This window comes from Leptothoe sp. EHU-05/26/07-4, assembly GCF_043421015.1.
In the GTDB taxonomy this organism is placed as follows: domain Bacteria; phylum Cyanobacteriota; class Cyanobacteriia; order Phormidesmidales; family Phormidesmidaceae; genus Leptothoe; species Leptothoe turfae.
The window spans coordinates 264,978-280,340 of sequence record NZ_JAXSQV010000009.1 but is presented as its reverse complement, the minus strand read 5'-3'; the positions used below and the strand labels follow the sequence as shown (position 1 = coordinate 280,340).

The window sequence follows — 15,363 nt, the reverse complement described above, 5'->3', positions numbered from 1 at the left end:
CCCCCTTCCCTCCGCCATGACTCGCTATTCTGTTCCAATGACAGCATTGCCCACAGTCGCCCTTCAACAGGAACCTACCACCGATCCAATTGGTGTGGTAATCTCGTCATCCGGACAGGACCAGGTACTCCCAGGGAATTGTTTTGACCTCAACGTTACCATTAGCAATCAAGGAGATAAAAGTGCCGTCATTGACATTTTCCTAGATGAGTTACCTGTCGCCATTCATCCCTGGTGTCCCCTTACCCAAACTCAGCTAGCCTTAGACCCAGGGGAACGAGAAGACGTCACCTTTCACTTTGATGTCCCCCCCAACGCCCTGACAGGCAGTTATCACTATTGGCTAGTGGTGGACGCACCAGAACATTATCCTGGGAAAGCGCCCCACCGTTATCAACATCATTTAAACGTGCTGCCCCCCTCCCAGGACAGCCCCCAGGAGAACACACCCACCTTTGCGGTGGAACCGGTCACTACCCACCTCAAACCCATCAAGGTGCTTCCCGGCAACCCCCTCCAGTTTCAAGTATATGTCTACAATCGTTCAGATCGGGTCGATCGGTTTCGACTGTTTTGCCCCGACCTACCCGAAGACTGGGTCACCATTAATTATCCTCAAGGATTTCGCACACCGGGCTTAGCCGTTGTTGAAACCCAGTTAGATCTCAACCCAGACATGGAAGGGGTGATTTTACTCACCCTCACGCCTCCAGTTAGGGCTCTGGCCCAAACCATGTTGGTCACCCTCCAGGTAAAATCTGAAAACAATCCTAAGCTTAAGCTACTGGATGTTCTCTATCTACAGATTGAGCCGTTTTACGAAGTAACCACCCATTTTCGTACCCTGGTCAGCCGCATTCAACAACAATCAGGGCTGTACAGCATCCAGACAACAAACCAGGGCAACACCGAGAGAACCCTGGATTTTCAGGTGATTGGGTTAGAAGGTGGAAATCTTTGCGAGTATACCCTCCGACCAGAATCCCTGACCCTCGCCCCCCAACAAACCCTGGTGAGTGAGGTCATCGTCCAACCCAAAAATCCATGGAAACAACCTCTGTTTGGTGGCGGTCGCGTCATCCAATTTGAAGTCATTGCCACAGACCCCGACAAAAAGCCATTGGTCGAGAACCCAATGCAGGGGCTACTGATGTGGGAGGCTCGCCCCTGGTGGCAGATTTTGCCCTTTATCCTGTTATTAATTGGCTCCTTTATCGGCTTAATGTGGCTGGCCTGGTGGTTGTTTATTCATCCGCCTGCCCAGGCTAAGGTACTACGCTTTGCCACAGAAAGTAGCGCCTATGAGGCCATTAATGGCGATACAGTGTCTGTGGGCTTTGAAATTAGCCACCCTGGCCGTATTCAACAGCTAGAAATTATGGGTCAGTCGGCGGAGGGGGATCTGTTGAGTGGTCCCCTAATCTATGACCTGAGTGGTAAAACCTTACCGCCAGAACTGGAATCTTTTTGCATCGAACGGAGACAGTCTCTGACCTGTCGCAATGTTCGCACCGATGCTAGACGAGCCGGAGAGTACCAATTTATTCTCAATGTGATTCCTAAACCTGGACGCAATGCCACCCCCACCCAGGCCCAGGCTCCTCTTGTTGCGATCTCACCCATCCCACGACCCAGCATCTTAGAGTTGGTGCCATCCCAAATGAACTATGTGGAAGCCCCCCCGGTTCAGCCTTCGGATAATCAGACCGCTGCCACAGCTGTTTCGAGTAATGCAGACACTGATGAAGCGACCAGTAGATCAGCTAACGAATCAGACAGTAGCGATCGCAAGCCACTACCATCGCTCGAAGAAGATCCCTATATTGTCAGGGCAAACTGGAACATCAGCCATCCCGAGCAACTTATGGGCCTGCAGCTAATTGTGCGAGATGCCCAAAAAGCCGTTGCACTGCCTCCCCAAATATTTGATTTTCAAGAGGGCATCCCCGATGAACTAGAAGATTTTTGCGACATTAACCAAAACAGTATTTTAGCTTGTAGCAACGTACCAACAGGCCTGAAGCAAGCTGGAGCCCACACCATCGAGTTGGGTGCTATTCCCAAAACAACATCCTCCACAGAAGAACCGATTTTAGCCACCACAGATCCTATTCAAGTACAGGCAAGGCCACCTCAGGTGATTCAGTTTACCCTTAATGGAGACCCTATCCTGGCCGAGAAAGCAGACTATTTATTACCTGTTGACGAAGGGGAGGGCCTCATGGAAATTGTATTGGGGTGGAAAGTGGAAAATAATCCAGGAACTCAAGTGATGTTGATGCCCGCCCCAGGCAATGTGGAAACCCAGGGAACTTTATTTGTGCCCTTAAGTCCTGACCCCGGTAAAAATGTCTTTTCACTACAGGTAACCAATTCAGCCGGAGAATCACTAACGCGATCGCTCACCATTACCACCTATGATCCCACACCTGAAAACCCCACCATCATTGTTAATACTGGGGATGGCGACCAGGCTGCCGATGGTGCCAGCGAGGGTGGAGGAGAGGCTGGTCAGAGCAGCGGACCACCAGTACGCTCTCGTCCAGGAACCGTTTCTCCTGTGGAACTACCTCCCCAATTTGAGTGATTCTCGACTGACGTTTAACGATCTGCATTGGTCATCATAATTTATCAACATCTTTAGAAAAATCATGTCAACGTTAGAGCCATTTCCATTCGAACCCTACGGGGAATCGCCAACCCGCGCCTCCCAAGGACCGGCTATTTCCATCCGATGGATTTTGCCTTTATTGGTTGTTGCTCCAGTAATCATTGGCATTGCTCTAACGGGTTGGTTCGCCTATAGAAGTGGCCGAAGTGCCGTTGAAGAAACCGTCAACCAAATCACTACAGAGGTTGCAAATAACATCCAGACAGAAGTCATCAGATACCTTGAAGTATCCATCGTGGCATCAAAAATGTTAGTGGCTGAGGTCAATAGTGAGGTCCTTAACATTCAAGATATGGCTACACTCACCAACTATCTTGAGGAAACTCGAGAAGTCTTCCAAACGACACAAACGAGTGAGAATATTGCCAACCTTTTTTATGCCAATGAAGCCGGAAAGCATGCCACCAGCCAGCCAGACTCCACCAGCTTCGATCGACGGGAACGCCCCTGGTATAAAGCTGCTGAAAAAGCTCGAAAAGCCATCTGGGCAGAAGTCTATAACGATAAAAAAACCTCCGAATTAGTCTTGACTCGGTCAATTCCCATTGATAATCAAGCCGGGAATCTAGAAGGTGTTTTTGGAATTGACATCAAGCTCAATTCCCTGAGTAATTTTCTTAAAGAATTAAATGTGGGCAAATCAGGTCAGGCATTTATTTTAGAAATGGTAGATGATCAGCAGTCTACAGGAGAACTTATCGCCACCCCTGAGGACGAGGATCTATTTGTAAAACAGTCGGGAAGAAATAACACCATTAGTGCTAAAGAAAGTACAAATAAGTTAGTTAGAGAAACAGCAGACTATATTCTGGATAACAACAACGGTCTTCGACACCCAAATTGTAATTCAAACAGCCTTTCTAATGAAGAAATAAATAACCTAAGGAATGACAATTGTGAATTTAATATTGATGGGGAAAAACATCTAGTTCGTGTCAACTACCTTGGAGATAAAGATATCAACATTAAGTGGCTGATTGTAGTCACCATTCCTCAGCAGGATTATATGGGGGCCATCAATGGCATTGTCCGAAAGGCACTATTAATCGGAGTTGTTATTACCGTGCTTGCCTCACTGCTGGCGTTAGTAGGCGCAATGTATATTATTCGCCCCATTAAAAAGCTAAACCAGGCTGCCGATGATATTAAACAACATCAGTTTGATCCTCAAACCCTGGCAGATGTGAGGCAGCGTCCGGATGAGTTTAGTATCCTGGCCGATGTATTTGACGATATGGCAACGGTGGTGGTGAGTCGCGAACAAAGTTTGGCAGATCAGGTAAAACAGCTGGAGACAGAGAAATTACAGTATCGGAGCACAGGAGATAAACGTTACTCTTTGGATGTAGCATTGCGCCATGCGAAACAGGTACGCAGTCGATATAGCCAGCGGTAACCCCACCCAGAGCCCATCCCAAGAGGGGGAAGTAATCGATTGGTGGCATAGGGTTTGTCAACTCTTTTATTTAGTGAGAAAGATATAATTATCGTTAATAATACGCCCCTCAGCATAGCCCAGGCATTTTACAATATGTTCAAACTATAGACTTTTACCCAATGTCCAATTTACTGCAACTCAGGTTTGTAACAGGTTTGGCTACGCTTCGTAGTGCCACTTGCTGTGCAATGTCAGTGGCAGTAAGCTGTCTATGCTTATCTGTTGCTTGGGCGCAGGAATCACCATTGGGAGAAGCGATTGAAGATTTTGAATACTGGCAGGATCTTTGTCAACTCCACATTAGTGCGGCAGAGGATAAGGCTGCTGAAGAAGAAAAAGAAGAATATGCTAAAGCGCTGATGGCCTGTGAACAGGCGATTGCCCTCGAACCTGAAGATGCCAACATCTGGGTACTACATAGTAGTATATTACTCAATACTCAAAAATATCCAGAATCGATTTCATCAGCCAATCGGGCCTTACTCTTCGACCCAGAACATTCGCTAGCCATTACCTATCAGTGTGTTGCCTATAGCGCCCTCAAACAAACCGAAACTGCCTTAGATCATTGTAATCAGGCCCTGCGGATCAATGGTAACTGGGGTAATGAGAATCCGGCCCTTGCCTGGTTATATCGCGGTGTCATTCTGGCCCAAGAAGAAGAGTATGGGCGCGCACTGGTGGCTTATGAACGCACGCTACTGTTAGAACCCGAGTATTCCTTTGCTTTGGCCCGTAAATGTGACGCCCATTTTGCATTGCAACAGGCCTCTCTAGCACTAGAGTCATGCAATGCAGCATTGGGCGTCAATCAAGACTGGGGCGAAGCTAGTCCGGCTATGGTGTGGACAACCATTGGAAAAACCCATACCCAGTTGGAACTATATAATGAGGCAATTGCTGCCTATGACCAGGCCCTCAATCTGGATCCCATGAGTGCCATAACCTGGGTGGCCCAGGGACAGGTGTTGGCACAGATCGAGCAGACTGAAGAGTCCTTAGTTTCCTTTGTGCAGGCCGTAGGTATCAAGGCAGATTTTGCAGACGCTTTGTTGGGCCAATGCATGGCTTTAAATCGGTTAGCAATAGATGCTGAGGTGAAAGACCAAGGGAAACTATATGAACAGTCTTTAGCCGCTTGCGAAGCAGCATTGGCAGGGGATAGTGACTGGGGAGAGAATAGCCCTGCTAATGCCTGGCATGAGCGCAGCATTGCCTTGACGGGCACCGGTAAATATGACGAAGCCCTGGCATCGATTAATCGGGCGGTGGGTCTAGAACCGAGATATGCAGAGGCTTATAACCAACGGAGTATTGTTTATTGGTATTTAAAGGATTATGGTTGGGCTTTAGAAGCAAATCAGCAGGCTTTGGCCATTGATGCGACCTATGACCATGGTTGGTTTACCCGTGGGTTAATTTTTCGGGCACAAGAACAATATCTCCAGGCGTTGGAAGCCTATAACCGGGGGTTGGGGTTAAACCCTTGGAATGATTGGGCCTGGACAAATCGCAGTTTGGTTTTGTGGGAGTTGGGGGATTATGAGGAGGCTATAGTCTCGGCAGAAGAGGCTCTCAACCTAAATAATGATTCGGTGCAGGCTTGGTATAACAGGGGAGCAGCTCAGTCGGCCTTGAAAGACTATCGTGGAGCAATTGAGAGCTACGATGAAGTTTTGGATAGGGATGAGAAATATGCCGGTGCTTTGACGGGGCGAGGGGTGGCACGGTTTCATCTGGGGGAGCATGAGGATGCGATGATGGATTTACAAATGGCGTTGGCGTTGAATCCGGAGGATGAGTTGGCAAAGGAGACTTTAGAGGCGTTGAGTCTGGAGGGACAAGGGGAAGGTGATAAGTAAAATGGATGGGTGAAAATGTTGAGAACAGGGCGTCACCGTTTAGTGACGGTGAAAATTTACACAGAATTTATGTCAACGGGAGGGAGAGCTTGAAGTTTATGCTGGAGGTGATGGAGGGAAGGAGGGGTGCACATATACCGCTAAGTTGGGGGTATATGTGCACCTTTTGAGTAATGACACAGTAGAAATAAACGGAATAGTGACGGTTACCGGCCATGTTATAGGCAACTATAGAAAGCCTATAACAACCACTAAAGAAAATTAAAAAGGTTTGAGATATGTATGCACAAGTAGAGAAATCGAAAGAGAATAAAAGTAAGGCCGTGGCGAATTCGGCTGCTCAGAAAAAAAGTAATGGGAAGCAAGGTTATAGGTTTGACGATAACCGACAAAGTACCATTGCACAAAGACAACAGATTGCGATAATGAGCAAACACGGTGTACTCCAACGGGTGAATGGGCTTGATGAAATGCCAGTTGATATGCTTAGGGAAATCGCAAAAAAGTTGGGACCGAAAGACATAGTATCATTCGGCAGTACAAATAAAGAAAAGGCGTTAATTGCCTTGGATGTGCAATGGCGCAATGCCCAAATAGCATGGAATGATTTTGGGGAAATGATAGATGATGATGGTATAGATATGGATGAGAAAGCACTCAGGACAGGACAGTATATGGCAATAATAGAAGCTTTCAAAAAACTTTATAGGATTGGAAATAATTTAGGTTTAGACACCGGATATGCTCAGGAGTTGTACACAGAAATTGACGAAGGAATTGTCGTGTAATTCTAAATGGAAAAAGTATTGGGGAAGGTCTTGTGTGTTCTGTGCTGAAAAAATTAAAGAGTTAGTAAATCTATGTTGTTATATACACTTTGAGTCGAAGCCCATAACAAAACCTAAAAGCCATTAAAACGTCTTTTAGCTCAATTGTTGTAGGTAATTAAACAGATGCAGGAAATTTCAGACATATTAGCCACATTCCATGATGGAGGAATTGAGGGATTCAAAGTTAACCACTCTGAATTAGAGCTTAAAATAGGATGCGCATATTTAGCTGAAATTGAAAAGGAAGGAAACGAATACTTCTTTCTCACAATTACTGATGTAGACCAATTTGAATTTCATCATTGGAACGGAACTGTGACTAAAGGACTAAAAGAAATTATTGATTTGGATCTCGAAATCGGGTATTCAAAAATTGAAGACACGATTGTGAAAACTGCGTGTAATGTGTGGAATTATAAGGAGGGAGACTCTGGTGGAGAACTTTGGATTAAAGCGAATTATAAAAGTTTAAAAAATCAGGATAAAGAATTCCTGAAACCTGAAACACTTTATAAAATGAGCTCAACCTACTGGAATGGAATAACAAAATAAACTACCTACAACAATGGCTAAAATATATGCCCAACCAACCTAACCGTTGCACGACATTTTAGCCGGAACGTTACGTCGCATTTTGTAGTAGCCCGTTAGGGTGCAATACATCGCACCGCTTCAACCCATTTCGCTCCCGACGATCCTCTCCTCACTCCACAATCAATCTCTACAACCAAAGCCCCAAAACAAATTGGTGCGTTACGCGAAGTATCGCTAACACACCCTACCCGTATCTGAGGATGGCTAATAACTCGAATTGTTGATCCCTTATTTTGCAGGCCACCCATGATAAGTATGCGAAGTTAGAGAAACCATTAACGGATACGAAAGTGTTGGATTGGGTGTAGATACTTCTTGCAAGGAGATCGATTCTATATGAATAAGCAAAAATGGTGGGCCATCTCAAATGCAACCGCTTGTGCTTTTCTATTTTTGATCGGCATCATGTGGGCTTACACCACTATCCGATATAAACCCAATGACGAGCAGTTAACCACATTGCAAGCAGTTGATGATTATTTAGACCGCCAATCCCCGAATCAGTCCAGAAGACGAATTCCAACCGGTGTTTTTCTACAGTCACTCAGTTTCAATAGTGCCAGTGAAGTCAATATCACCGGTTATATTTGGCAAACCTACAACCTGACTGATGTTTTAAGTAAGACTGTAGGTGAAAACGTATCTACGGCAGATTTAGTCACCCAATTTGAACAATTAGAAGATGATGCGCTTGCTACTCTCCTGGAACAAGCACATCTTGGATTTACCCTGCCGGAAGCCGTAGACAGTGGCAGCCATAACCCTCCTAAAATCGTTTATCGAACAATTAAAAACAGCGACCAAGTAGTGGTCGGCTGGTACACCGAAGCGACCTTAAAACAAAAGTTTAACTATGATAAATATCCTTTTGACCATAAAACAGTATGGATTCGTTTATGGAGTAAAGACTTTGAAGCGCAGACTCAGCTGACACCGGATCTAGGAGCATATCCAGCAACAGGACCAAAAGATCAGTTTGGCTATGACCAAGATATTGTTCTTGGTCAATGGACAATAAAAGAAACGTTTTTTGATTACGATACCAAAAGCTACAATTCTGATTTTGGCTTAGGCCTTGATTATAATGCATCGCCCCACCCCGAACTCTATTTCAATGTGGTGATTAAACGACGTTTTTTAAACTCTTTTGTTGTCTTTATATTACCGATATTGGTTATTTCTGGATTGACCTATGCCACATTGTTGATGATCACTAAAGATCCAGAGCGGTCGGCGGTGCTAGGCATGAACACAAGCGGTGTGATTGGAGTATGTTCGGGCCTATTTTTTGTAGTACTAGTGTCCCAGGTACAAATTCGGGAGCAATTTGCAGGATCAAAGATTGTCTATGTAGAGTATTTTTATCCGTTGATGTATTTATCATTGTTAGGGGTATCGGTGAACTCCTATCTATTTTCATTGCCCAACAAAGGGAAGCATCCGATTTTGACATGGCTTGATGCAAAGGATAATCTTTATCCGAAATTGTTGTACTGGCCCGTCTTACTAGGAAGTGCTGCAGTGATTACGGCAGGAGTGTTATTGCCCGATAAAGGTAAAGGCACCGAGGATAAGCAACCTCGAACGTTTTTGGATGGCAATAGGACAACCTTGATAGATCAAACTCCTTATCTAAAGAGTTCCATACATTCTATGGAGACTGAGCGCCGTAGCAACTATCCTCAAAGCATCGCTCGCTTCGATGCCACTGCCTTCAACTTCTTCGCTCAGGAGTTGACTATCCCATCAGGGTACGACAATGGAGGGATCGATTTTGAAAGGCTGTAGAGATGTGCATACGCCAATAAGTGGTTCTTAGGGACCCATTATCGTCTGGAACAATATCTGTTATTTACTGAGGATGGCTAAATGATCCTAAATCCTGTAGCAACCACCATTCTCCGACGCTACTTACGTAGGTTGCCGTTATCTCAGCGCATATCACAGTATCAATACCTGATGACGGTGAGTTGGCTCCAGACCGCTCTAGAGCAGATTAAACCAGAGGTGTTACCAGAAGAACCTCTCCCCGAGAACGTAGAGATACAAGATACCATTCAACCCCTGCCACCCTACTATCGTCAATACCGCTGTACCCAAGGCGATCCCCTCACCTGTCAAGAACATATTAGCCAACCTGGCGAACCCACTAGCCTCATCTGTACTCAATGTTACTTTCCTGTATGGCTCGCCCCAAAACAACACCTTATCGGCAAACGAGGTGAATATGAAATTATTAAACCTCTGGGTCGCCGAGGCATTAGCCGCCTTTACGAGGGCATTAACCTAGACACCGATGATCCCATTATTATTCAAGAATTTCTTCTACCCTCACGATATTTTAATCAGGAAGAACAACGAAACTACCAAGAACAGTTCCTTGGCCTTGCTGGCATTACCCTGGTCGATGGGCGCTCCCAAGATATTAGAATTGTTGACCCTTTTGATACCATTGTCGATCAATCTGGAGATCGATGCTACTTAATCACCCTTGGCTTCAATCGTACCGCCACCCTAAATGAGTACTGCGCTCGCCATGGTCCCTTTAACGATTCCATGGTACGAGACCTGCTGAACCAGGCTCTCCAAACCCTTATCTTTTTACACCAACAACGATTCGCCGTACCTACTGGTCAGGCTCAACAGGGCGTCATTCACGGTAATCTAAATCTCAATAGTTTGCTATGGGCTGCCAATACACATGACAGTCCTCCCCAGGGATTTGTCTATCTTACCGACTTTCATATCTGGACCAATCTGTTTGACCCGGCCAGCCTCGAACGGGGTGATTTAGGTGCCCAGGATGAACTGAGTATTCAGGATGATTTACAATCCCTTGGGAAAGTAGCATTTTGGATACTACATGGCACTACCGTAGATGATCATGGTTATCTCCTTAATCCTCGACTTAATCGCCACTGGCCCAAGGCTATCGATAAAGAGTTAAAACAGTTTATTTGTCAGTTAATTGGCATTGAGTCCAGTTTTGAGAGTGCTGAGATAGCCCGTAATGAATTACTCAAACTCCCACCCAAGCCAGCCATTAATCAGATTGAGAAACGAGCAGCAGAAATATTGCCTACTCAAAAGCCATGGTACCGGCGAGTTATGCCCTGGCCCTTGCTCAGCTTTCTAGCATTAGCTGCCCTAGGGGATCTAGTTTGGTGGTTCTTATGGCGATCTCAACGCGCACAGGTTGCACAACGTGTCCCCTCTCCCTGTTGCCTCAAAGATGTGGACGGTATTCCCTCAGGTGAGTATACCTATGCCATCCCAGATTCGGCCTATTGGCAACCACTGTTTCAACCCACACCAAATAGTCAGGACCGCACCACCATCATTGATAACACATCAGGGCTGTTAGACCAAATCACCCAACAACAATCTAAGCTCTTTTTTAAGAGATATCATCCTAAAAATGACGATGAGACCAATCTTGCAAATACATCGATAGATGATGCAATTACAGCAGTTCGAACGGATCAAGCTGACTTTGCTATCGTACCCATGCTCGCAAAATTACCTATTGATGTAACGGCTACCATCATCGCCTACGATAGCCTGGTACCCATTGTGGCATTTAGCTACTCTAAAAGAGATGACAGCTTACCAACAGCCCTGCGAGGCAAGATGACCATAGCCGAGCTAGAGAAATTATATACTAACGAAATCAATAATTGGGACAAGCTAAGTCCTGTAAACTTAGCTGTCAAACGTTATTGGCCCGACGATAAGACCAATCAAGAGATTTTTCAGCAGCTGTTTGTTGCTGATAGAGAAAATGGACCAGAGGCTAACGCATTAATTAACAAAAGCCAGTCTGCCGCCGAAACTCTGCCAATGCTGCCAATGTTCCGTCGCATTTTGCAGGATTTCGAAAGCAATGACACCGGCAGTATCGCGATCGCTCCCCTGAGCCAGGTCTTTGGTCAGTGTGCCGTATATCCTCTTGCTTTTGAGAAAAACCGTCAGGCTACAGCACCACTGATATTTGATACAGGGGCAGTTGTCACGCCGGAAAGTGATTTGTGCGATCGCAAAGGCAGTTATTTTCCCCATGAACATGTCATTCGAGAACGCACCTATCCCTTGGCCTATCCCCTGGCCATTGTTTATCCTCTAGACAACACCCGATCAGCAATCGGAAAAAGTCTGGCAAAGCTCTTATTAACTCAGGAAAGCCAAACATACCTAACAGCCTCAGGCATGGTATCCGTTTATCCACAACAAAAGTCAATCACCTCGACCTTTAGATAGTCGTCCCTGAAAAACCTCAAATCAGGCTCCGACTGGAAACTAATTTTTTGGATTCTTGAGAAAGAAACGGACTAACTTTCGTAAATTAAACCCACACGCCTGCCTGCCTGACATAAATGCCTATAACCTAGCATACATAAGGGTCAGCCAGAAAATGGGCAAAGCGCATGCAAAGCTGAAAATACCAAACCATCAGCTTGAGATGCATGTCACCCTCGACCCAACTGTATGATTTACTAAAAATACTCTTTTCATATCGGGCATTAAGCTTGAGATGCATGTCACCCTCGACCCAACTGTATGATCAATTGTTCACCTTCTTACGTCAACACAGCTGTTATAAAGACTTTCGGCATTTGAAAACGTTGGCTTGGATGGTCAGTGCGCTCATCTGTAGTGGCCAACTTAACCCCGCCGCTTGGGAGCCGTATGTCTCCAGTCGGACAACTCAGGCTCAAAGGCCTTTGTATAGGACACTGTTGGCGAACTTAAATTTCGGCAACTAAGCAGCAGGTTCTAGCGCCTTAAATCGAGACACTCCCGTTTTGGCTAATGGAACTTCCTGAAACCAGTTGAATAATCGACCAATATTAACCGCCGCGCCAATTGTCATATTCTGCAAGTGAGTCTTAGCCATGCCCATATAGCGAGAACGCCGTAGACCGCAACTATTCACGCCTTGAGCAATTGTGCCCTCGATGCCAGCACGGCGACGGTAACGCTCCTGACCTTCGGTTGTCGTTTGTATGGATCGAGCTTTTTCTAATGCCTTGTGTTCGGCTTGGGGCAGCAGATGCAGTGTGCGGCCAACAGTTGACTTAGCTTTGGTGCACAGTGAGCGAACTGGGCAACCAACGCAGTCTTGAGGGTCAAACCTAGCCAGAATATAGGGTTTTCCGGAATCGCGGTTGTACGTTTTCCACGCCTGAGAGATTTTACCTTCTGGGCAAGTTACCTGTTCGTTATCCCAATCAATCTTGAAGTAATCTAAATTAAAGGCTCCTTCAGTTCGTGTCTGCCAACTGGTGTCAAAGCGAGCTGGCCCAATCATCTCGATGTTTTGATTCTGTGCATTTACCAGCAGGAACGCATTAATATAGGCGGTATCGGCAAAGTGCTCTTCAGGCCGAAGATGCTTGTCGATTAGTGCCTGGTGAATGTCATCAACGCACTGTGCTTCATGGACACTGGCATCAGTGGTCATCACATGAGTAATCAAATGACAGCTATCATCATCGCAGGTTTCACTCAAGTGGGTGATATAGCCTGTCCAAGTGGTGCCACAGCGCCGACGATAGCGTACGTCCGTGTCATAGGGTGATTCGACAGTTGGTGTCTTCTTTGTTAGCTGTTTGTCGCTTTTCCAACGCAGGCTCGGACCATCCTCCTGATGGTTGTATTCATAGTGATATGGCCACAGTTCCTCTAGTGCTTGCACTGTCTTGAGAGCCTTGCCTTCAGCAGATAGCTTTGATTCAGATAGGCATTTGAGTAGATAAGCTCCATCTTCTCCAACCTGTTGCGCGTAGGCGATACGCTCTGCTGGCTTTGATGGCAGCCGGTAGTCTTCTATGCGTCGTCCATAGCGTTGATACCAGTCTTCAGGTGCTATCTGTTGTAACCAGTCAGGAGCCAATACTGCTAAGTCATTGAGGGCGGCGCGAAGAGTCTCTCCAACGACTTCTAAACGGTTCAGACTACGAATGGCTCCCAGGACACGGGTTGAGTCAGTCCGTTGCTTGCCTCCGGCTTTGACTAGGCCTAATTCTCCGCAGCGGACCAGCAATTTATCCAGTAGCAAATGCTCGACGTTGCCTGCGATTAAACGGTCTCGAAATTCACTTAAAACACTATAGTTGAAGCCAATGTCAGTCAGCTCTAGCCGCAGCAGATATTTCCAGTCGATACGTGAGCGTACGGCTTCAGCAGCTTGTCGGTCGAATAGGTTTTCACGGAACTGCATGATAGTGACCAAAGCCAGCCGCCACGGTGGAATGGCCGACTGACCGACCTTTGAAAATAGCTCGCTGAAGTCGGTATCTTCAAAGATAGGGCCGAGTTCATCATGCAGCGTCACGTAGGGATTGCCTTTAGCGAATACGGCTTTAGCAACTCGCAGCGTATCAGCGGGTACTGGCGATTCTGGTTGAGGCTTTAGGGACATGGCGTTCTTCCTTCAGGATACGCTTTAGCGATCACACTTACTGATAGCGATAGATCGGTCTCAGCTTAGTGGTTTTTCAATACTTCTGGAGTTCGCCAACAGTGTCCTATACAAAGGCCTACAAGCCTCAGCCAGAGCCCTACTGAGACGGCACTCCATTATCGTGATTGATGCCACCCACACCCGACGGTGGGAGCGTGAAAAATGGACTAAAACTGAACAGTTTGACTGCTATTTCCTCTGCGTCCATGCAAAGCCAGAGGTCTGCATACAGCGGGCAAAAGCAGCAGGCCAAACCGACTTGATCGACGTGATACGACCCAGGCCGACCGGATTGAGTATGATGAGATTCCAGATGACCGGCGATTGGATGTTGACAATTCTCGAACGCCAGGAGCAGAAACGGCAGAATTTATCTTAGACTCATTTAATTTGGCTGATATAGCATTTGGCTAATGTGGCCAAACAGAGTACGGGTGACGCTCAGGCAACAATAAAACTAACTGTTTATACTGGTGGGGGGAACCTAACTCACCACCTGAGCACCTGAAAACAAAACGGCAGCTAGGGTCGCTGGGGCTAAAGCCAGTGCAGCCCGTCGGTGTCATCCATACACTCAAGTACGATTGCTACTTATACGATCCAAACGATATAGCCAGTGCTCAACCCAAGCGTAAATGCAGTCCGGCGCAGCTAGCCGCTTTAGAAAGGGGCAGGAAAAAGTCTCACTTCAAAAAACTGTACCGAGAATACTCCGCAGATTTTTGGATAGAGTATGACCGAATTAATACGGTCAATTGGGCCAGAGAACAACTTAAAAATCCCAACCTGTTAATCCTGGATACTGAAACAACAGGCTTAAAAAAGACGGCTCAAATTATTGAGATTGCGATTATCAACGGCAAAGGGGAGACTTTGCTAAATTCTCTATGCCAACCGGTGGGTCACTGGACAATCGATCCAGGTGCGATCGCAATCCACGGCATTCAGTCAGAACAATTGAGTGAAGCCCCCAGTTTTGGTGACTTGTACGGCACTATCAAGTTGTTATTAAAAGACTCATTCGTTTTAATTTACGGATCCCAATTAGACAAGCAGGTGTTGGAGACCGGCTGTAAACTATGCGAACAACCTGTGCTGCAATATCAATCAGACTGCCTAATGCTTTGGTACTCCCAATGGCGCGGAGATTGGAGTAGCTACCATGGTGACTATCGATGGCAAGCACTAGGGGGAGGTCATCGAGCATTGGCGGATTGCCAAACGGCCTTGACCCGGCTGCAAGAAATAGCGGATGATTCCAATGAATTTCAATACCCTATCGATCTAGTGCAGGCTGCTGAAGATGCCGGGGTTGAATTGGTCGCCACACCGGACTACTGATAGGGGTGTTTGAAGCGACGCTGCTCCCGCTAAGAGGGGCTCACGTTTACCCCCCATCGTATCCATCAAGGTAGACAACTCAGCAGCCGTTTCCTTGAGCACCGCCCGACTTACCTGCGGTTCAATGCCATTGAGTTTCTCGTACACTGCATTGCGGGTCACGT

At 46.4% G+C, this 15,363-nt stretch carries 11 protein-coding genes; 9 read left to right on the top strand and 2 right to left on the bottom strand.

All coding sequences use genetic code 11. From position 1 onward, the window contains the following. Positions 1 to 16: 16 nt before the first annotated feature. The 7 genes from U2F10_RS35495 to U2F10_RS35465 all read left to right on the top strand — a co-directional run bounded on the left by U2F10_RS35495 (position 17) and on the right by U2F10_RS35465 (position 11,652). Positions 17 to 2,587: a COG1470 family protein gene (locus U2F10_RS35495; protein ID WP_499874822.1), complete on the top strand. Its 2,571-nt coding sequence runs from the start codon at positions 17 to 19 to the stop codon at positions 2,585 to 2,587. Positions 2,588 to 2,651: 64 nt separating this feature from the next. Next, positions 2,652 to 4,067: a cache domain-containing protein gene (locus U2F10_RS35490; RefSeq protein WP_499874821.1), complete on the top strand. Its 1,416-nt coding sequence runs from the start codon at positions 2,652 to 2,654 to the stop codon at positions 4,065 to 4,067. Positions 4,068 to 4,297: 230 nt separating this feature from the next. Continuing rightward, a complete protein-coding gene (locus U2F10_RS35485; protein ID WP_499874820.1) occupies positions 4,298 to 5,971 on the top strand; it encodes a tetratricopeptide repeat protein in 1,674 nt (557 codons plus the stop codon). Between the two features lie 278 nt (positions 5,972 to 6,249). Beyond that, positions 6,250 to 6,759 (top strand): F-box protein, encoded by a 510-nt coding sequence (locus tag U2F10_RS35480; protein ID WP_499874819.1) that lies wholly within the window; start codon positions 6,250 to 6,252, stop codon positions 6,757 to 6,759. A gap of 165 nt (positions 6,760 to 6,924) precedes the next feature. Next, positions 6,925 to 7,353, top strand: coding sequence for a hypothetical protein (locus U2F10_RS35475; RefSeq protein ID WP_499874818.1), 429 nt, complete (start codon positions 6,925 to 6,927; stop codon positions 7,351 to 7,353). A 378-nt stretch (positions 7,354 to 7,731) separates the two neighbouring features. Further along, complete coding sequence (locus U2F10_RS35470) at positions 7,732 to 9,183, top strand: ligand-gated ion channel (RefSeq protein ID WP_499874817.1); 1,452 nt, start codon at positions 7,732 to 7,734, stop codon at positions 9,181 to 9,183. Positions 9,184 to 9,264: 81 nt separating this feature from the next. Further along, positions 9,265 to 11,652, top strand: a complete 2,388-nt coding sequence (locus U2F10_RS35465) for a hypothetical protein (protein WP_499874816.1) — start codon at positions 9,265 to 9,267, stop codon at positions 11,650 to 11,652. Between the two features lie 502 nt (positions 11,653 to 12,154). Here U2F10_RS35465 and U2F10_RS35460 read toward each other — a convergent pair. Further along, positions 12,155 to 13,816 carry an IS1182 family transposase gene (locus U2F10_RS35460; protein WP_499874815.1) on the bottom strand — a complete coding sequence of 554 codons (1,662 nt, stop codon included), beginning with the start codon at positions 13,814 to 13,816 and terminating at the stop codon, positions 12,155 to 12,157. A 40-nt stretch (positions 13,817 to 13,856) separates the two neighbouring features. On the opposite strand from U2F10_RS35460, the gene U2F10_RS35455 reads away from it, so the two are divergent. Continuing rightward, complete coding sequence (locus tag U2F10_RS35455) at positions 13,857 to 14,237, top strand: AAA family ATPase (protein ID WP_499874862.1); 381 nt, start codon at positions 13,857 to 13,859, stop codon at positions 14,235 to 14,237. A 167-nt stretch (positions 14,238 to 14,404) separates the two neighbouring features. Continuing rightward, positions 14,405 to 15,199, top strand: coding sequence for a 3'-5' exonuclease (locus U2F10_RS35450; RefSeq protein WP_499874814.1), 795 nt, complete (start codon positions 14,405 to 14,407; stop codon positions 15,197 to 15,199). Here U2F10_RS35450 and U2F10_RS35445 read toward each other — a convergent pair. Then, positions 15,143 to 15,361: a hypothetical protein gene (locus tag U2F10_RS35445; protein ID WP_499874813.1), complete on the bottom strand. Its 219-nt coding sequence runs from the start codon at positions 15,359 to 15,361 to the stop codon at positions 15,143 to 15,145. The genes U2F10_RS35450 and U2F10_RS35445 overlap by 57 nt on opposite strands. Positions 15,362 to 15,363 lie beyond the last annotated feature (2 nt).